The organism is Bacillus sp. NTK034, from assembly GCF_017303275.1.
Classification (GTDB): domain Bacteria; phylum Bacillota; class Bacilli; order Bacillales; family Cytobacillaceae; genus Cytobacillus.
The window spans coordinates 91560-109998 of sequence record NZ_JAFKOJ010000009.1 but is presented as its reverse complement, the minus strand read 5'-3'; the positions used below and the strand labels follow the sequence as shown (position 1 = coordinate 109998).

General features: G+C 36.6%; 18 protein-coding genes and 4 pseudogenes. 14 read left to right on the top strand and 8 right to left on the bottom strand.

Translation table 11 applies throughout. The annotated features are described in order from the left end of the window. Positions 1-148: 148 nt before the first annotated feature. Both JI665_RS22090 and JI665_RS22085 read left to right on the top strand, forming a co-directional pair. Positions 149-1051: pseudogene (locus JI665_RS22090) on the top strand (IS110 family transposase); the annotation flags it as partial. 183 nt (positions 1052-1234) lie between these two features. Further along, positions 1235-1924 carry an exosporium glycoprotein BclB-related protein gene (locus JI665_RS22085; protein WP_211202672.1) on the top strand — a complete coding sequence of 230 codons (690 nt, stop codon included), beginning with the start codon at positions 1235-1237 and terminating at the stop codon, positions 1922-1924. Between the two features lie 185 nt (positions 1925-2109). Here the strand turns inward: JI665_RS22085 and JI665_RS22080 are convergent, their stop codons facing one another. After that, positions 2110-2349 carry a hypothetical protein gene (locus JI665_RS22080; protein ID WP_206844196.1) on the bottom strand — a complete coding sequence of 80 codons (240 nt, stop codon included), beginning with the start codon at positions 2347-2349 and terminating at the stop codon, positions 2110-2112. Positions 2350-2638: 289 nt separating this feature from the next. Here JI665_RS22080 and JI665_RS22075 point away from each other — a divergent pair, with 289 nt between their 5' ends. Continuing rightward, the gene (locus JI665_RS22075; protein WP_206844194.1) at positions 2639-3643 is read left to right on the top strand and encodes a DUF3231 family protein; all 1005 of its coding nucleotides are present in this window, start codon (positions 2639-2641) and stop codon (positions 3641-3643) included. 23 nt (positions 3644-3666) lie between these two features. Beyond that, positions 3667-4122, top strand: a pseudogene (locus tag JI665_RS22070) (hypothetical protein). 489 nt (positions 4123-4611) lie between these two features. Here JI665_RS22070 and JI665_RS22065 read toward each other — a convergent pair. Continuing rightward, positions 4612-5901, bottom strand: a pseudogene (locus tag JI665_RS22065) (IS110 family transposase). A 204-nt stretch (positions 5902-6105) separates the two neighbouring features. Continuing rightward, positions 6106-7389, bottom strand: coding sequence for a histidine--tRNA ligase (locus JI665_RS22060; RefSeq protein ID WP_206844192.1), 1284 nt, complete (start codon positions 7387-7389; stop codon positions 6106-6108). A 555-nt stretch (positions 7390-7944) separates the two neighbouring features. Between JI665_RS22060 and JI665_RS22055 the strand changes: the two genes are divergently transcribed. The 6 genes from JI665_RS22055 to JI665_RS22030 all read left to right on the top strand — a co-directional run bounded on the left by JI665_RS22055 (position 7945) and on the right by JI665_RS22030 (position 11021). Continuing rightward, positions 7945-8433 (top strand): CBO0543 family protein, encoded by a 489-nt coding sequence (locus tag JI665_RS22055; protein ID WP_206844190.1) that lies wholly within the window; start codon positions 7945-7947, stop codon positions 8431-8433. 271 nt (positions 8434-8704) lie between these two features. Further along, a complete protein-coding gene (locus JI665_RS22050) occupies positions 8705-8950 on the top strand; it encodes a spore gernimation protein GerQ (protein ID WP_206844188.1) in 246 nt (81 codons plus the stop codon). 16 nt (positions 8951-8966) lie between these two features. Continuing rightward, complete coding sequence (locus tag JI665_RS22045; protein ID WP_197249641.1) at positions 8967-9335, top strand: spore coat protein; 369 nt, start codon at positions 8967-8969, stop codon at positions 9333-9335. Positions 9336-9353: 18 nt separating this feature from the next. Continuing rightward, on the top strand, positions 9354-10490 hold the full coding sequence (locus tag JI665_RS22040) for a zinc-dependent alcohol dehydrogenase (RefSeq protein WP_206844186.1): 1137 nt from the start codon (positions 9354-9356) through the stop codon (positions 10488-10490). An 18-nt stretch (positions 10491-10508) separates the two neighbouring features. Further along, complete coding sequence (locus tag JI665_RS22035) at positions 10509-10703, top strand: hypothetical protein (protein WP_206844185.1); 195 nt, start codon at positions 10509-10511, stop codon at positions 10701-10703. A gap of 18 nt (positions 10704-10721) precedes the next feature. Then, positions 10722-11021 (top strand): spore coat protein, encoded by a 300-nt coding sequence (locus JI665_RS22030; RefSeq protein ID WP_206844184.1) that lies wholly within the window; start codon positions 10722-10724, stop codon positions 11019-11021. A 154-nt stretch (positions 11022-11175) separates the two neighbouring features. Here the strand turns inward: JI665_RS22030 and JI665_RS22025 are convergent, their stop codons facing one another. Together JI665_RS22025 and JI665_RS22020 are read right to left on the bottom strand one after the other, a co-directional pair. Further along, positions 11176-12273 carry an L-dopachrome tautomerase-related protein gene (locus JI665_RS22025; RefSeq protein WP_206844182.1) on the bottom strand — a complete coding sequence of 366 codons (1098 nt, stop codon included), beginning with the start codon at positions 12271-12273 and terminating at the stop codon, positions 11176-11178. Positions 12274-12873: 600 nt separating this feature from the next. Continuing rightward, complete coding sequence (locus JI665_RS22020; RefSeq protein WP_206844179.1) at positions 12874-13740, bottom strand: SDR family oxidoreductase; 867 nt, start codon at positions 13738-13740, stop codon at positions 12874-12876. Positions 13741-13963: 223 nt separating this feature from the next. On the opposite strand from JI665_RS22020, the gene JI665_RS22015 reads away from it, so the two are divergent. Beyond that, positions 13964-14398 (top strand): Rrf2 family transcriptional regulator, encoded by a 435-nt coding sequence (locus tag JI665_RS22015; protein WP_206844176.1) that lies wholly within the window; start codon positions 13964-13966, stop codon positions 14396-14398. A 169-nt stretch (positions 14399-14567) separates the two neighbouring features. Here the strand turns inward: JI665_RS22015 and JI665_RS22010 are convergent, their stop codons facing one another. Further along, positions 14568-14927, bottom strand: a complete 360-nt coding sequence (locus JI665_RS22010; protein ID WP_206844173.1) for a winged helix-turn-helix transcriptional regulator — start codon at positions 14925-14927, stop codon at positions 14568-14570. Positions 14928-15179: 252 nt separating this feature from the next. Between JI665_RS22010 and hxlA the strand changes: the two genes are divergently transcribed. The 3 genes and pseudogenes from hxlA to JI665_RS28730 form a co-directional block, all read left to right on the top strand. Further along, the gene (hxlA, locus tag JI665_RS22005) at positions 15180-15812 is read left to right on the top strand and encodes a 3-hexulose-6-phosphate synthase (protein WP_206844170.1); all 633 of its coding nucleotides are present in this window, start codon (positions 15180-15182) and stop codon (positions 15810-15812) included. Between the two features lie 8 nt (positions 15813-15820). Further along, complete coding sequence (hxlB, locus tag JI665_RS22000) at positions 15821-16378, top strand: 6-phospho-3-hexuloisomerase (protein ID WP_206844168.1); 558 nt, start codon at positions 15821-15823, stop codon at positions 16376-16378. Between the two features lie 106 nt (positions 16379-16484). Next, positions 16485-16595, top strand: a pseudogene (locus JI665_RS28730) (short chain dehydrogenase); the annotation flags it as partial. Between the two features lie 155 nt (positions 16596-16750). Here JI665_RS28730 and JI665_RS21995 read toward each other — a convergent pair. Continuing rightward, positions 16751-17098, bottom strand: coding sequence for a hypothetical protein (locus JI665_RS21995; protein ID WP_244671282.1), 348 nt, complete (start codon positions 17096-17098; stop codon positions 16751-16753). 809 nt (positions 17099-17907) lie between these two features. Continuing rightward, positions 17908-18336, bottom strand: a complete 429-nt coding sequence (locus tag JI665_RS21990; RefSeq protein WP_206844166.1) for a 2-oxoglutarate dehydrogenase E1 — start codon at positions 18334-18336, stop codon at positions 17908-17910. Positions 18337-18439 lie beyond the last annotated feature (103 nt).

Below are 18439 nucleotides of genomic sequence, written 5' to 3'. Positions count from 1 at the left end.
GCAACTGGATCTTAAAGTAAAGCACCCTATAGCATTCCTGTAGATCGCTAAATTTGAGTTTTGATAAAAACAGGGCTCCTCAGTAAGATATGAGTATGACACGACTCTAACTCACCCGTAGGAGGAACCCTTACTATGAAGTTTAAAAATGCAGGACAAACAAAATCAACTAATCGAAAGAATTTCTGATAAGCATCTTGTCGTTGGAGTAGATATTGCCCAACAATTCCATGTAGCCAGGGCTGTCAATTTTCGTGGAATTGTTGTAGGAAATCCAATCACTTTTGAAAACAACGAAGGCGGTTTCTCGGCCCTATTAAACTGGATTAATAATCTTAAAAGATTACATAAATTAGAGGTATCCATTATCGGAATGAAACCTACAGGCCATTATTGGATTAACTTTTCAAAATGGCTCATAAAGCGAAATATTGAGGTAGTAACAGTTAATCCACATTTGGTTAAAAGGAATAAAGAAAATCGTGATAATACGCAATCAAAGAGTGATAAGAAAGATGCCTTGGTCATAGGCGATATGGTGAAGAATGGTTACTACTCCTTTATGAGACATGCTTCTGAACCGTTTGAAAAACTCAGGGTTCTCATGTCTAACCGGGATGTTGTTGTTAAAGGCTTGTAAGCTCTATTAATCAATTAAATCGCTGGGTGGACATGGTTTTTCCCGAAATCAGGCAAGTCTTTAAAGACATTACCGCAAAAAGGGCAATCGCTACACTACGGCTTTTTCCAACCCCAATGGAACTGGGTTCCATGAAGCCAGAAGAGATCGTTGCCGGTTGGAAATCATTCATGAAAAGGCAGCCTGGGTTAAAGAAAGCCTATTTACTCATAATTTAGCCAGAAAATCTGTCGGTATAAGGCAAGCCATTGATGCCTATAAATTTCATCTAGAACAATTACTCGAATAGTATGACTAAACAGAGTCGAGCTAACATTCAAGAAGGAACTTCTTAAAATCCCTTTCGCAGATAAACTGCTTAAAATCAAGGGAATTAGTGATATTTCTTTAGCCGGTATTTTAGGGGAAGCGCATATTTTCTTCGTACTGAGACATACAACATATTGGTTGTTTTATCCATAATTGAGTAATTGATGATTTTTATCTTGTAATTGTTACAATTTGTTGGACAACCACACAAGCTAAATTAAAAAGTAAAAATATACTAATCTAGATATATCAAAGGGGGTGAATTTTATAGCTTGTCATCGCTGTTTGAGTACTATCTGCTGTTGCCCTGCTGTTCCAATCCAAGGTCCTAGAGGTCCTCAAGGGCTTCGTGGACTACAAGGAATACGAGGTCCTAGAGGGTTTAGTGGGCCTCAAGGAATACCAGGACCTCAAGGTGAGCCAGGAACTCCAGGAACTCCAGGCATCCCAGGTATTGGTGCTATCATTCCGTACGCATCCGGTGTTACTTCGTCACTCATTACTGTTCTTGGTGGTCTCACAAATACAGGTAGCGTTATAGGGTTTGGAAGTTCTGCAAGCGGAATTGATGTTGCTGGAGGATCACTAGATCTAACAGGTGCAGGTGGAGGACTTCTTAACTTTTCCTTTTCGGTTCCCCGTGATGGAGTAATTACTTCGATAGCTGCTTACTTCAGCACTACAGCGGCATTAAATCTCTTAACATCAACTCTAACGGTTACAGCTCAACTGTATCAATCAACAGCACCAAACAACATCTTTAGCCCAATTCCAGGTGCAGTAGTCACTTTAGCCCCATCTCTTACAGGTGTTGTTAATGTTGGTACTACTCTCAATGACATTACTACCGGATTAAATATACCAGTAACAGAACAAACTCGTATATTAATGGTATTTTCTGTAGCAGTCACGGGTGGTCCTGATATAGCTACGACAGTTGTAGGCTACGCAAGTGCTGGTGTCGCAATCAGCTAATTGAAAAATAAAAAAATAAAGGAGAAACATTTGAAAAAGTTAATTATAAATCACTCCTATATGTTAGAATGCTGAATAAATCTAGATGGGCTTTGGCTCATCTTTTTTAATAATAAAAAATAGGCTTAATCCAATCTGGATTAACTCCCTCGTTACAAACCATTTAGTGACGTGGGTGCTTTACCCTACATTAAGCTATTACTTACTAACATCCCTAAAAGCCAACCAACGATTCCACTTAATATACCAAAAATAATCATTGCTGTTCCTTGCTTATCCCGCTGGTAATCTCGCCTTATTACAACTCCAATGCATATAGGGAAAAATAAAAACATAGGTGGCATTAAGTTAAAAGTTAATAACGTCACAGATAACCACCCCATTATTAGGAGTATTCTCTTACCACCTTTTTGTTCATCTTCCATCAACACACCTCATTCAAATCCCTAAATTTTACATTTATATCTCGTTCTATCATAAAGAGAGCTGGAAAATTAATTATTCTTGTTTAACAAACCTGCCCCTATGCATAATAAGAAAAAGCTGCCTGATTAGCAGCTGATCTTGAACATAAGAATCCGTTAGCTTAACAACAAATTATATTTTCGAACCTATTCGCATTGTTGTAAAAAAGGCAAGCATAGAATTGTGTTTGCCTTTTATGGAATTCATAACACTTACTAAATTGGTAAATAATATCCAAGAGGTGATATTGTGGATGAAAACAAATTAAGACTAACATCTTCCGAGATAGGCACATTATGGGGAGAGTATGTGAACGGCACAATGACAGATGTCGTAAATCGATATATGATCTCTATTATTGAAGACGAGGCAATAAAAGCGATTTTTAAGGATGCTATTAAGACGTTCGGAAAACAAAAACAACAGATTGTAGCATTTATGGAGAACGAGGGATTTCCAATTCCAATTGGTTTTAATGATTCTGACCTCTTTAAAGGTAAACCGAGATTGTTCACGGATATATTTTGCCTAAATTATTTACATATCATGGCATTACATGGCTTGCTAGGACACAGTACTGCATTAGGTGTTTCTGTTAGAAAAGACTTAAGGGATTTTTATGATTCATGTGATAACGATGCGAAAAAGATGTATCATAAGACAATTGAATTATTGCTTGAGAAAGGAAATTTTCAAAGAGACCCTTTATTTTATCCAGCTAAAAACCCTGAATATGTTACTGGCAAGGATTTCACTGATGGCTTTTTCGGAAAGGGTAGAAAATTAGCAGCGACAGAAATCATTAGTATTTCTTTCAACCTTAAAAAAAGCATTATGGCTAAAACCCTTTCTATCGCATTTAGTCAAGTCGCTCAAACAAAAGAGGTAAGAAAGTTTTTAACCGATACCGAGAAAACATCTGATGGTCAAATAAAATCATTTTCAAAAATCATGCAAGCGGATAACTTACCGGTTCCAAAATCTTGGGAAACAGAAGTTACAACATCAACGGACTCTCCTTTCTCCGATAAGTTAATGTTGTATCATATTGGATTCTTGTTTCAAGCTGCACAAAACTATCATGGGGCAGGTTTAGCATCAGCCATGCGAACAGACCTTGTGACCGCTTATGAGAGTACAATTCTAAAAAACCTTATTGTAACAAAGAAATGGTTTAATATTATGGTACAGAATAAATGGTTAGAACAACCACCACTCGCACCTAATAGAAAAGAAATAGCAAAAGAAGTGTAGAAAAACAATTTGGGGTTTATTGAGTGAATAAAAGCATATTTGAAAAAATAATTTGGAGCATTGCACTTCCTGGAATCGGTCAGTATTTAAACGGAAAATATTTTAAAGGCACAGTATTTTTGGTACTTTAATTTCTGATTAATATACAATCCAATTTTAATCAGGTCGTACTCCTAAGTTTTCATGGAGAAATTAGTGATGCCATAAATCACGCGGAGTATCAATGGTTGATGTTTTATCCATGTTTATACTTTTTTTCTATGTGGGATGCCGTGAGAGATGCAGGCGGAGGGAAAGACCCTTATTCCTTTTTCCCGTATGTATTCACTGCGTTTTTTGTGACTGTTGGTGTGATTTTTTCAACAAACTTAAAGATACTTGGAGAATTATTTGGGCCTATCTGGCTCCCGATATTGTTTGTTATTCCTGGAGTAATAATCGGAAGTATTATTAGAAAAGTCATAATTAACATTTATTGAAGCCATCCTCTATTTTATTTAAGAGGATGGCTTTTAATGCTGAATAGACAGCAGAGTTTATTCAACTAACCTCCCTCAATAAATGAAGCGTACACACCCGGTTACTCCTGATTTCTTAGATTTTCATAGCTATTTACCTGCCGGTAAATGGATTAAAGTTGGAGGATAGTCACTGAAAAGGATATATTTGGACACATCGAGAAAAATGAGCTACATCCCACTAACCAATCTATTACAGAAATTGGTGGAGTAGTAAGAATATGGCCGCACTGGTAGATGTCCACATATCTCATGGAGGTCAACCCTCTCATGCCTCACAGAGTCTTCGCTCTCAAATTCCTTCGTCCAACCTTTCCATGAGGTGGATGTCGGCAATGCTGCCCCACAGGGTCCATGCCCGTAATTTAGTTGCTTTGCCGACTAATCCGTGCTTCAAATGTCTCCAAAACTATAAGCCAAGACCTATTTCTATTCTAAACGAAACCAGAATTAAGCGGCCAGTTCTGCCTTCTTTGATCCTGCCAATTGAGGGATATCTTTTAACATCTTTTCTTCACTAAATTCAAATTGCTTTTTACTTATAATAAAGAAAATACGAATCAATTTATTACACAAAGCGATAAGGGACTGCATCTTCTTTAGCGGGTTGTCTGACCGTTGTGTAAAGTAAGCATGCAGGGCCTTAAAAGCTGAATTTTTGGCAACGAGAATCATGCAAACCCTAAACAACAGAGCCCTTAGCTTCTTCCGTCCTCTCTTGGAGATGGTGGTTTTTCCCTTATGCTTTCCAGATTTCCCTTCAGACTCAAGCCAGCCAGCTTAATAATTTGTCGGGGGTGAGTGTACTCACGTAGGTCACCCACTTCCGCAAAGAAACCAGCGACTGTATCTTCCAACACCCTTGATCGCTAACATTTGGGCTACTCCTGGAATTTCATCAAGCAGGTAATCTATTTTTCCGTCCAATTCTTCGAATTCCTTCTGAATTAAATCATATTTAGCCAGAAGAGTTTTCAGCTCCATTTTTGCCATCTCAGAGCCTTGGCGAAGTCCGATGGACTGACTCGCTGCTTGCTTTAATTCCCGAATCTTATTAGCACCTACACCTATTTTTACGGATTTTCTTAAATGGATAAGCAATTCATCTTCTGTGAAATTGGCTATTTCATGCGGTAGAGCATAAAGCCGTAAGAATTGTAATGCCGCCTTGCCCTCCCACTTCTTAAAGACCTTAAGAAATTCCGGAAAATACCGGTCAATCCAGTTATGCACCTGGCCCTGGACCGTTTGAAGGTCCTCGGTTAAAAGATCGCGTATTTTCTTTGCCACACGGAGTTCGGCATAAACACCTTGCGGTATGGTAGGTTCGGCGTATCTTCCGTCCTTGACCAGTTGGGCAATGACCTTGGCATCTTTTACATCATTTTTAGTTGGAGAATTATCATCAAGTTCCTTGCTTTTCTTTACGTGCAAGGGATTTACAGCTACAAACTTAATCTCGTTCTCTTTTAAAATATGAGCCAGGTTAAACCAATAATGCCCTGTTGGTTCCATACCGACAATCACTTTCTCCATACTACGTGCTTTCTTCGTTTCCGAAATCCAATGAAGAAAATGCTCAAAACCTTCTTTTGTATTTTCAAAATAACAAGGGGTTCCAAACTCCATTCCCCTGAAATCCTGGGCACGTGCCACATGCTTGAATTTCGCAATATCCACCCCTATAATCAGGGTGTAAGGAGTAATTTGAGCAATCTTCTTATTCTGGTTATAATTCATTAAAGCCTCCTTGTATTTGAGTAATGTCCTTTTCGCTTGCCGGCTTCAGGACTCTCTCATTCTACCAAGAGGTTATTTTTTAGTTCAAACTCCATTTTCCTTCATTACAGGAATGCTGCCCCGTTTGTTAAATAAGAAAAAGCCACCTGGTTTGGCAGCTGATTCTGAAAATAAGTACAGGCTACTTGAATAAGAATTTTTAAATCATTTAAACAGATATGATTCAACCCTTTCGTCACCTGATAACATATCTTTTATTTTGAATTGATTATTTTTCACCTCATTCTCTCCAATAATTATCACGTAAGGGATCTTCTCTTTGTTTGCTTTATCAAGAGCCTTGCCTAACTTCTTGTTGCTCATTTCATATTCAACTTTATAGCCTTTATTTCTTAAATAATTTGCTACCAATAAGGATTCTTTTTGAGTGCCTAGTGGAACTATATAATAATCTATATTCGGATTCTCTCTTAATTCCTTATCAGATGTACTCATAGCCGTATAAATTACATCTAAGCCGAATGATATTCCTACTGTTGAGAAGTTTTCAGTTGTACCTATCAACCCACCGATTGCATTATCGTATCTTCCGCCACTTCCAATACTTGATTTTATAGATTGGTCAGATAAGAATATCTCATAAATAGTACCTGTGTAGATCTCTAAACCTCTTGCTAAGAATGGATTAAAAATGCACTGTTTATTAATACTTAGAAAATCTAGATAGGATGCCAGCTCTTTTAATTCATTTAAACCTTGCCTTACCTCTTCATTTTGTTCGGAAAAAGACTCAAAATAGCTGAGAGTTGAATTCCTTTCATCAGTTAAAAACTGTTTAATTAACATTATCGTTGAATTTGATAATCCTTGATCATTAAGTTCGGAAATAACAGCTCCTAATCCAACTTTTTCAAGCTTATCTAGAATTAATACTACATTATTAATTTTTTGAAATTCAGTACCAAATACATCAAGCATTCCAGTGAGTAATTTTCGATTGTTGTATTGGATCGATACCTTTAAATTAAGCTTTCTAAATGCGTCCAATGCCATAACCATTAATTCAGCTTCGGCTATTTGTGAATCTACACCTACAATATCAACATCACATTGTGTAAATTCTCGAAACCTTCCTGTTTTAATTGGTCCATCTCTAAATACTTTACCAATTTCATATCGCTTAAAAGGCATCTTAAGCGTCGGGTTCATCGCAACAACTTTTGCAAACGGTATAGTGAGATCATATCGTAAAGCTAAATCTCTTTCACCTCTATCAGTTAATGTATACATTTCTTCTAAAATTTCAGCTCCACCACCGTATTTAGAAGCAAGTAGTTCCGTGTAATTTAATATGGGGGTTTCCAATGGTTTACATCCGTATTGGATGAATACGTCTTCTAATGTTCTTCTAATGTCTCTTCTAATAACTTCAGCATTCGGTAAGTAATCTTGCGTACCCTTTACATTTTGATAATCCATTTTCTTCATTTTCATTACCTCCAAAGTTTTAAAAAAAAATAAAAAACCGCACTTGATTTAAGTGTTTAACTTAATCAAATACGGTTTAATGATAAATAGCCTTCCTATTTCCGATTTTTATAAATCGAATAGCAAGGCTACAAGATATGATGATGTAGTTGTGAGAACGAGATAGTTATCTTCTTTATTGAACGCATATATACTCACTCCTAATTTCCATTAAATGTATCATAATGAAATTTAAATTTCAAGAATCTTTTTTCAAATAATGCTGCCTCGGTAGTAGAAAAAAAGCTACATTAATAAAAAAAGAAAGCTTTACAATTAAGTAAGCTTTCAAAGGTGCTTTAATTCACCAAGATAAGATTTAAGTTGTTGCAGACTATGTGTACTATAAATCACCTTTTCTTGTTTTAATACATAATAGGTTGGAAGCTTTTTAAGATTAAGTTCAGGATATGCTCTTTTTAAATAATCTAATTCCCCAGATATAATTCCGGCCCTAATATGTCCTAAGTATAACCACCTGCATCAGAGATAACCTATATTATGGAGGTGCTAACCATGGGTAGAAAATTTGAAAAAAACCTTATAAAATTGCTTTATTTCTTTGGTATTAGTTCCTTTATTTACTTAATTAAAAAACCTCTTGCAAAGGACTGGCTCCTTGTTTTCTTTATAAAAAGTTATTATGCATCATTGGTAGATCAACTAGTTGTAAATAAAGGTTACGTTAAATATCCCACCCGATTTCCAAAACAAGTTAAAACAAGTTTGGTTTTTGATTACATTCTTTTCCCAATTTCATGTGTTTTTTATAATCAACTGACTAAGGATTCTCGCATCCTTCATTGCCTTTTAAAAGTTCTGTATTTCAGTGTACCGTTGACTATTACTGAGCTATGGTTAGAAAAAAATACACAGCTTGTTAAATATAAAAAGGGATGGAATTGGAAAACCACTTTCTATTCGCTTTCTTTTTCCTTCTTATTGGTCAGATTTTCAATGTCTGTTATAAGGAGTCTCTTCAATAATAAATACGATTTTTCTTAAGAAGGAGGTTCTAATCAACAAGAGAGTAAAAAGGATAGGGCATTTCTTCTTCCTTTCGTATTTAAAGTTCAACCAGATATTTCTGGTTGAACATTTTTTTAGATACAAGAAAAAAGACCGCCGCAACAATCATCCTCAGCCATCACATTAAATGAATTTCCCCCACTGTATGAATATTCCAACCGTTAATTTTAAAAAACATTAAAGAATGTTTCCCTCCTATTTTGGAACAATACAATTGATTGTACTTAAGAATAAGGAGGTTAATTTGATGGATAATCAAAAATTAGCTGATCATGAGTCATTGGATCTACATGAAGTTATAAATTTTAAAACCCTTTGCTTAGCAAAATCAAAACTTATGCAAGGACTGGTATTTGATAATGATTTAAGAGCATTAATGCAAAAAGATGTTGAACAATCCATTCAAGCGCTTGGAGAATTACAGGCAGTTTATCAACGCGCACCTTTTGAATCTCCTGTTCCTCAAAACCGGCCAACACCAATAGTAAATTGAAAAGGAGGCAAATTCATTGAATAATGACTATTTAGACCCTATAAACTCGCTACACGTACCAGAGCTAGCAGATACCACATTTGCGATGGATTTACTTCTTCGTGCCAAAGAAGGTGTCCGCAATATTGCTGTAGCATTAACGGAGTCCGCATCACCTGATGTCAGAAACCTCTTACGAAAACAGTTAATGCAAGGGATTGCCATGCACCAAGAAATTACAGAACTAATGATTAATAAAAAATGGTTCCATCCTTACGAACTAAGTGAACAGTATAAACTAGATCAACTCTCTGCCAACAATACATTGATGATTGGCAAAATGAATCTATTTCCCGTTGAGAGCAATAGAAAAGGTATGTTTGACCGGACACCTGATGATCACTAACACTGGAGGCTGTATAGCATGAAGGCAGTAACGTATCAAGGTATTAAAAATGTTGTAGTTAAAGACGTCCCAGATCCAAAGATTGAAAAACCAGATGACATGATTATTAAAGTAACGAGTACAGCTATATGTGGGTCTGATTTACATTTAATCCATGGAATGATTCCAAATATGCAGGAAGACTATATTATCGGTCATGAACCGATGGGAATTGTTGAAGAGGTGGGACCAAATGTTACGAAAGTAAAAAAAGGGGATCGTGTTATTATTCCTTTTAACATTGCCTGCGGGGAATGCATTTATTGTAAAAACCATTTGGAAAGCCAATGTGATAATTCTAATGATAATGGTGATATGGGTGCGTATTTCGGATACTCGGGAACGACTGGCGGTTATCCAGGCGGGCAAGCTGAATATTTACGTGTTCCCTTTGCCAATTTCACTCACTTTAAGATTCCAGAAACCTGTGAAGAACCAGATGAAAAATTATCCGTTATCGCAGACGCTATGACCACTGGTTTTTGGAGTGTTGACAATGCAGGCGTAAAGGCCGGAGATACAGTTATTGTATTTGGCTGCGGTCCAGTTGGTCTTTTTGCTCAAAAATTTTGTTGGTTAAAAGGTGCAAAGCGTGTGATTGCAGTAGATTATGTCGATTATCGTTTGCAACACTCCAAACGGACCAACAAAGTTGAAATTGTAAATTTCGAACACTTTGAAAATGTGGGAATGCATTTGAAAGAAATGACGAAGGGTGGCGCTGATGTTGTCATTGATGCAGTTGGTATGGACGGAAAAATGACTGATATGGAGTTCCTTGCGAGCGGAATGAAGCTTCAAGGGGGAGCATTAAGTGCGTTTATAATGGCTTCACAAGCAGTGCGTAAAGGCGGGACAATTCAAGTTACGGGCGTTTACGGCGGCAGATATAATGGTTTCCCTCTTGGAGATATTATGCAGCGAAATATCAATATCCGCTCCGGTCAAGCTCCTGTCATCCACTATATGCCATACATGTTCGAATTGGTAACAACTGGTAAGATTGATCCGAGCGATGTAGTAAGTCATGTCCTTCCTCTTAGTGAAGCAAAACATGGCTATGAGATTTTTGACACAAAAATGGACGAATGTATTAAAGTCGTGTTGAAACCTTAAGGAAGGAGGTATGAAAAAATGAACTACGCCTTGCATGAAGTTCTTGAGGTCCATGAGATGGCTGCATTTAAGACTAATTGTCTGACTAAGTCCAAAACGATGAAAGCGTTAGTTACAGATCAGCAATTAAAAGATATTATGCAGCAAGACATTGATGTATCTACGAGACAATTACAAGAATATGCTTCTATCCTTACAAACGCTAAGCAGTAAATTAGGAGGTGAATGAACATGAATCCAATCATTGAAACTTTAACTGGCATGGACGCACTATCAGATCAAGTGGTTGCAATGGATTTATTGATTGCAGCTAAGAGTGGCGTTAGAAATTATGCCATGGCAGTAACAGAATCAGGAACGCCCGAAATTAAAGAAATGCTCACTCGCCATTTAGTGGAAGCTCTTGATATGCATGAACATATATCCGCATATATGGAGGAAAAAGGATGGTACCATGCTTGGGATACAAACGAACAAATCAGTTTGGATTTAAATAATATAAATACAGCATTGAACTTACCAACAATATAAAAAATTTCCAGGAGCAGTTTAAAATTCACCAAATTAAACTGTTCCTAGTAAACCATTTTGAGTTTATTTCGCAGAAGTAAATAAAATTAATACTTCTTGCTTACTCATGTTTGTTTTACACTATATAATGTAAACAATTAATTGACAATTCTTATTATGAAATGGTCGGAGCAGGAAATTCATCAATTTTCATACGAAGTAAACTATAAGGTTTCTGTCGCAGGTCTTTTCCATAATGAAATCTAGGCTGCCGATGTAATTGGTTCACAATGAGATACAAATATTGATCCGCACCAATTGAAAAAGTATCCGGCCACAAAATTCTCGGATCATGTGCGATAGTTTCCATTATTCCATTTGGCAATATTTTACGGATACTGTTGTTTTCATAATCTCCAGCATAAACAGTTCCCTTTGCATCGGTGATCATTCCATCAGACGCACCTTTTTCTCCCCAATACTCCACATGATAAGGTAAATCCATGTCTGGTATATTTCTGTCTCTCAGGGCTTCTGTTGGAATCGAGAACAGATGACGGCTTGTTAGTGGACAAAAAAATAATACCTTCCCATCGGGAGAAATCGCAATACCGTCAGACGCCAATCTAAAAGGAGAAGTTCCGCTATCTTTATTTCGATTCATCAACACTTTTCCTTCTACTTTCGGTATAAAATAGGGATCAGGTGAAGTTGAAGTTGCTCCATTTAACCGTCTAAACGCGTTTCCGTTTTCTAAATCTACGACGATAATAGCTCCTGGTCCTTTGGAAGAAGAATCCGTTATATAGGCATAACCCGCGTTTCCAACACGAAAATCAAATCGGACGTCATTCAGGTAAGTTGTTGGCAGGACTACGTCCTCTGTAAAAGTATATACTCTTCTAATTGTATTGGTTTTTAAATCAACAGCGACTAATTTTGCACCACCTTTAATTGGTTCAGAAAAATTTGGTGCCGCTGTATCCAATACCCAAAGCGTTCCCCATCCATCCGCAACTACACTTTGGACACTGATGAAAGTCATTGTGATATTCCCTGGGTTAACCAAATTTGTTTGTAAGTTAGGATAAGGCTGCAATTCATCCTCAATAATTTCGGCAACCGTAAATTTAACATCGTCTCCCCATTTCGGAAAACAAATGAAAATGCGACCAGTTTCCGAAATACTAACACCTGTAGGCATAGCCCCATAAAATGTATGAACTAGTTCTAACTTACCGAAATATTTTTCAATAGGCAGCATATGTTTCATGTTATCCTCCTCAGCCATTAAAACGGGATATCACCTATATATGATTTATTTTTTTTCAAGTGCATGTTTTTTTAAAAAATTTCCTATACTCAAGCTGATGGAATTGATTGTTTAAAATTTAAAAAGTCTTGTCAAGCGGAACTTCATATGCTTTCAGAGCAAATGACAAGTTTAAGAAATTCAGGTATCTAACAGCAAAATCATCAGGGTTCCCAGCTTCGCATTAAAGTATATTTTTTTTTACAAATCTTAATAAAATATGTAAGATAATGCTGATTCAAAAAAAACAATAAAGGTCTTAAAATTGTACCATGGCCATTTAGAAAGCCATTTTTTGTTTAGTCACTTTGATGATTTAACATTACCTCCTTTTAAACGTTAATAGGTTGGTCGCCTAAAAATACCATTCCTATTCAAAATTTCTCATTTACACAAAGAAACAGACCAATTCAGTTGCGAATTGGACTGCTTCTTTGTGTGCTAATTTAAGTTTTAAACTCAAAAACCGAACCGGTCTCTTAATTTTTGTTTTTTGTTGTTCCTTTGTTTATTAAATGGCATTTTGATGACAGGTTAAAAATTAAAATCCCAATATACCCTTTATTGGATACTTTTTACGATTTGGGACAACCCTTCGCCGAGTGGTGCAGCCGGACGGCCAAGTAGTTTTTCAAAATCGCTGCTCTCGATTTCAAGTGTGCCCTCTCGAATATCTTTCTGGATACCAACTAGAAAAGGAATGAGGAATTCTGGAACGCCAGCACCCTTTATTACCTCAGCATAGGAAGCACCATCATCAACCTGGTGAACTGGTACTTCCTTACCCAATACAGCGCCAAGTGCAGAGGCAAACTCTTCCTGTGTAAATAACTTACCAGAGAGCTCATAGATAGTGTTTTCATGCCCGTTACCAGCTAATACTGCTGCTGCCGCCTCTGCGTAATCCTGTTGCAGTGCCCAGCCAACTTTACCAGTTCCTGCAGAAGTCACCCATGGTGCTCCTGCCAGTACACCTTCAATGCTTGAACTTTCATTCTCCAAGTACCAATTGTTACGCAAGAAAGAATAAGGAATTCCTGTTTTCAAAATAGCTTCTTCCGTTGCCTTATGTGTTGGAGCAAGCATGTTCTTACTTTCCCTGGCGTTTACAATGCTAGTATATACAATAAATTTAACACCGGCACGCTCTGCTGCAGAAACCGCATTTGTGTGCTGACGAATTCTTGTTTCATTGTCTCCATCCGCAGAAATAATCAATAAGCGATCGATTCCTTTAAAAGCCGTATCTAAAGTTTCTGGACTGTCAAAATCCCCCTGGCGAACTTCTACTCCTCGAGTTTTTATTCCTTCTGCCTTCTCCGGATTCCGAACACTAACTGCAAGTTGATTTGCTGGAACAGTTTTCAACAATGCATCAACAATTTTGGTGCCCAATTTCCCTGTAGCTCCAGTTACTAACAATCTCATCTTCCATTCCTCCCAATAAAATTGTTTATCGTTACATCCTTCAGTTACATACATTTAAATTAAATGTAACCACATCAGTTACATGTAATCATAATAATTACATTTTAAGATTTTGTCAATAACTATAAATGGTCATTTTTTAAGGTATAATATTAAGGGTGTAACCACATTTATTACAAGAAAAAATTTATCCTTATGAAGATGCAAGAAAGGTGATGAATAAATGTCCATTAGCAGCCGATTCGCTGTAGGCGTTCATATATTATCTCTTATAGAGTTTAATAAAGACGGTGTAAGTTCATCTGAATATTTAGCAGAAAGTGTAAACACAAATCCAGCACTTATCAGGAAAATTATTGGAATGCTAAAGAAAGCAGGGTTAGTAGAGGTACATCCTGGTATTCCGGGAACTAAGCTTGCAAGGAATTTATCTGACATTACTCTGCTAGATGTATATAAGGCAGTTAATGTCGTACAGGATAATGAGTTGTTTAATGTTCATGAAAGTCCAAATCCTAAATGTCCTGTAGGAAGAAACATTCAAAATACGATTATTCCTATATTGTCTGCTGCACAATTAGCGATGGAAAAGGTCTTAGAAAATGTAACCATCGAGTATGTAGTTAAGGATATGCTTGAAAAAGAAAAAATAAATTAACAACTAGTCATAGTTTAATAAAGGTATGTCATTACAATTGGCATTTACAATCTAATAGATATGTTTTGTCAGCCTTTTACAAGGCAAACAAAGAAAAAGGGGCAATGCTATATCACATTGCCCCTTTCTATATTGTGGTGCTATTTGCCTCAATTTATATAGTCAAGTTTTAATTATTTGACTCTTTCTTAGGGTTTAACCCTGCAGTCTCCATATAGTTTTTACCCCATTTATACATAGCATCAAGAATCGGCATCAAGCTTCTCCCCTGTTCAGTAAGGGTATATTCCACTTTTGGAGGAACAACCGGGTACACTTTCCGATCTACTATCAAGTCTTCTTCCAGTTCACGCAATTGGTTCACAAGCATCCTTTGCGTGATTCCTGGCATGAGAGCCTTCAATTCACCAAATCGCTTGGTTCCTTCTTTCCCTAGATGCCATAAAATCAGCATTTTCCACTTACCACCGATAACTGATAGCGTCAATTCCTTTTCACAGTTAAAGATCTTATCCTGCATTCGTGACATTTCACTCACCTCTATCGTTATTATACCCCATAGTATACTTTTTAGCACTATGTAAAATAAAAGTGCGTACTTCCACTAAAATGTTATAGGTTGTATACTTGCAATTGTTCAGCGATTGGGAACATCATCGATCCCGGCTGCTGGTACAGATAATACTCCAAAAGGATAATATTCCTGAAGAGGATCTATTTAATTTTGTAGACAGTATAACTGTACGAAAAATCCGAATAAAATTAATAGGAGTGAACATATATGGAATTACAATTAGCTTTAGATTTAGTCAATATTCCAGAAGCAATTGAGCTTGTTAAAGAAGTGGGGGAACATATCGATATCGTAGAAATCGGTACCCCAGTCGTAATCAATGAGGGTCTCCATGCAGTAAAGGCAGTAAAAGAAGCATTCCCTAATTTAAAGGTTTTAGCAGACCTGAAAATCATGGACGCTGCTGGTTATGAAGTAATGAAAGCCTCTGAAGCAGGTGCTGATATTATTACGATTCTAGGCACAGCCGAAGATATGTCTATTCAAGGTGCTGTAGAAGAATCGAAAAAACAAGGCAAAAAAATCCTTGTTGACATGATTGCTGTAAAAGATTTAGCTGGCCGCGCTAAAGAAGTCGATGCAATGGGTGTAGACTATATTTGTGTCCACACCGGCTACGACCTTCAAGCAGTAGGAAAAAACTCTTTTGAAGATCTGCAAACGATTAAAAGTGTTGTAAAAAATGCAAAAACTGCAATCGCAGGCGGCATTAAATTAGAAACACTTCCAGAAGTCATTAAAGTAAATCCAGACCTTGTCATTGTTGGCGGCGGTATTACAGGTCAAGCTGATAAAAAAGCTGCAGCAGCAACAATGCAAGAAATGATCAAAAAAGGGTAAGGTCAAGCATGCATACGTCGCAATATTTAGCTAAGATCTTAAAAGAGTTAATCAGAACAACTGACCACATTCCGGATGAAGAAGCTGAGAAATTGGTTCATGGGATTCTTGAAGCAAAAAAAGTGTTTGTAGCTGGCGCAGGTAGATCTGGATTTGTGGCCAAGTCATTTGCGATGCGAATGATGCATATGGGCATAGATGCTTATGTACCAGGTGAAACGGTGACCCCTAACTTTGAAAAAGATGACATCTTGATCATCGCTTCAGGTTCAGGAGAAACGAAAAGCCTTGTTTCCATGGCAGAGAAAGCAAAAAGTATAGGTGGAACGATTGCTGCCGTAACGATTTTCCCCGAATCCACAATCGGAAAAATAGCGGATATAAAGGTTAAGTTACCTGGTTCACCTAAGGATCAATCGGAAGGTGATTATAAAACCATTCAGCCTATGGGCTCATTATTCGAGCAAACTCTTTTACTATTCTGCGATGCTGTCATTCTGAGGTTTATGGAGAAAAAGGGCTTGGATACGAATAAGATGTATGGCAAACACGCCAATTTAGAATAAAACGTTGTTTGTCTATGAAAGACCGCAAACTATCTATGCAAGATTGCGGTCTTTCTATTTTAATTTGTATAAAAACCTTGTTCATTGGAGTGAAAAAAATGAATTCATTAAATGGCAAAACTGCTTAGTTTCTGGTGGAGGCAGAGGTATTGGACGAGCTACTGCTATCGCCTTAGCAAAAGAAGGAGTTAATGGTGTTTTAATCGAATCAACTAGTTGAAGTCCATTTGTAAGGGGCTTTCTTTTCAATAAAGTTCGAAAGCCAAATGTTAGCAGCAAAAACAACCAAATAAGTGATATAGGATAAATACAATTTCCAGCCTGTATATGTAAAAACTTGAAACTTTACTGCAATCCATTCTAGAGCAATCGCTACCCCAGCCCAAAAAATAATATAAATAGATACTTTAGACCTTTTGGTTTTTTATATTGATAGAAGTTTACGACAAAGTAAGAAAGAGTAGGATAAGTTACAAAGTGCAATAATACATCAAATAATTCATGCTTTTTATGATCAATCGTAAAGTATAATTCATATGGTTTTACACCAAGGGTAATATCAGCTAACAAAGCAAGAAAAACATTAAATGTCCAAATAATTGTGATGGTAGCAGCACGCAATCGTCTAGGTAATATAAACATGAGGGACCAAGTAAGTATTGTGGAAAAGATAATAAACATTTCATTTGAATCAAATTTCTCAGGAAGAGGTAACATCATGACGTATTCACCTCTTTGTCTCTATAAATAAGTTTTTCTAAATAAAATGAGTAAATAGCCAATAATATAATAATCAGAGTGTATCTCAAATATGAATAAAATACATTCCAATTTACCCATTCCAAATATCCAATATGAACGAAAAATATTTCAATTAAAATGAGTGCTGTTAAGAAGATGAAGAAATGAATAAGTTTACTGAAAATAGTTCTTTTAGAGAACAAAATATAAATAACCCATAAAAGTAACGCTGGCTTGAGTGACAACTCAGGAATTTTTTGTGTCCAAAAAATTAACTGACTTGGATCTTGCTTTGTAAGTTCTAAATTTAAATTAATGATTAGACCTGTATTTGTAATAAGAATATTGGAGAAAAAATAACAGCCCAAGATGTTAGTGACGTTCATTTTCTTCATCAAGATGTATAAGGAAGTAAAGGATAATATTGCTAAAATAAGAAAAAGCCACAATGTTTTCATAATAGCCACCATTTTTATTTTCAACTACATTATTTTGTACATAAAATGTCAAAAAAATACTGCATCTAAAAAAAACAAACAGTAAACGGAAAGCTGAATTCTTATTTGTTATTCGTTATACTAGCTAATAGGATGTCAACTTTTGAGGAATAGAAAATCTTATGCATGATGATATTTATGCCTCCCACGAACTTTCTCGCTTCACTCGGCGGAAAGCCTTTGTAACATCCAAAGGTCTCTAAATCTCCCTCTCGATTAAAGTCACCTCAGTTTAAAAATTAATCCGTTATTCCTATGTACAAGTGAAATACTGCTTACCTCCATCGCCTTTCATAATAAATCAGTTTCCCATAACCCAAGCTGGCCATTTGCTGGGATACGTTCATTCAAGATCTTCATGTCTTGAACTTCCCAAGCATATCCTCCCACAGTAAAGTCTCCAAAAAAATAATCATTTCCTGATACGATTTGTCCATTTTCCAGGACTGCTGATGTCTGATTTTTTTCAATTATCTTCAGACAATTTTCAAGCCGGCCTACAGCAATGATCATTCCGGTTGGAAGGGTCTCTTCTGTATATCCATGCTTACCGAGCAGCGAACGGATGGCCACATGCCTGCAGACAGCCTTATCTATTTTTTTACTTGTATGAATGGCCAGCGGCCCGCGATAATTTGTTTTCCATGACCTTGTTTCAAATTCAATCTCTCGAAGGACAAAAAGACTTGCCCAAGGCTGAATCATAGATAATACCTTCATTCTCCCGGCCACCAATCTATAAGTTCCCTTTGTTTTATCGTGTCCGTAGAGAAGAATATTATTAGCAAAAAGGTTTAATTTCCCACGGTAAGCAGTAATCTTC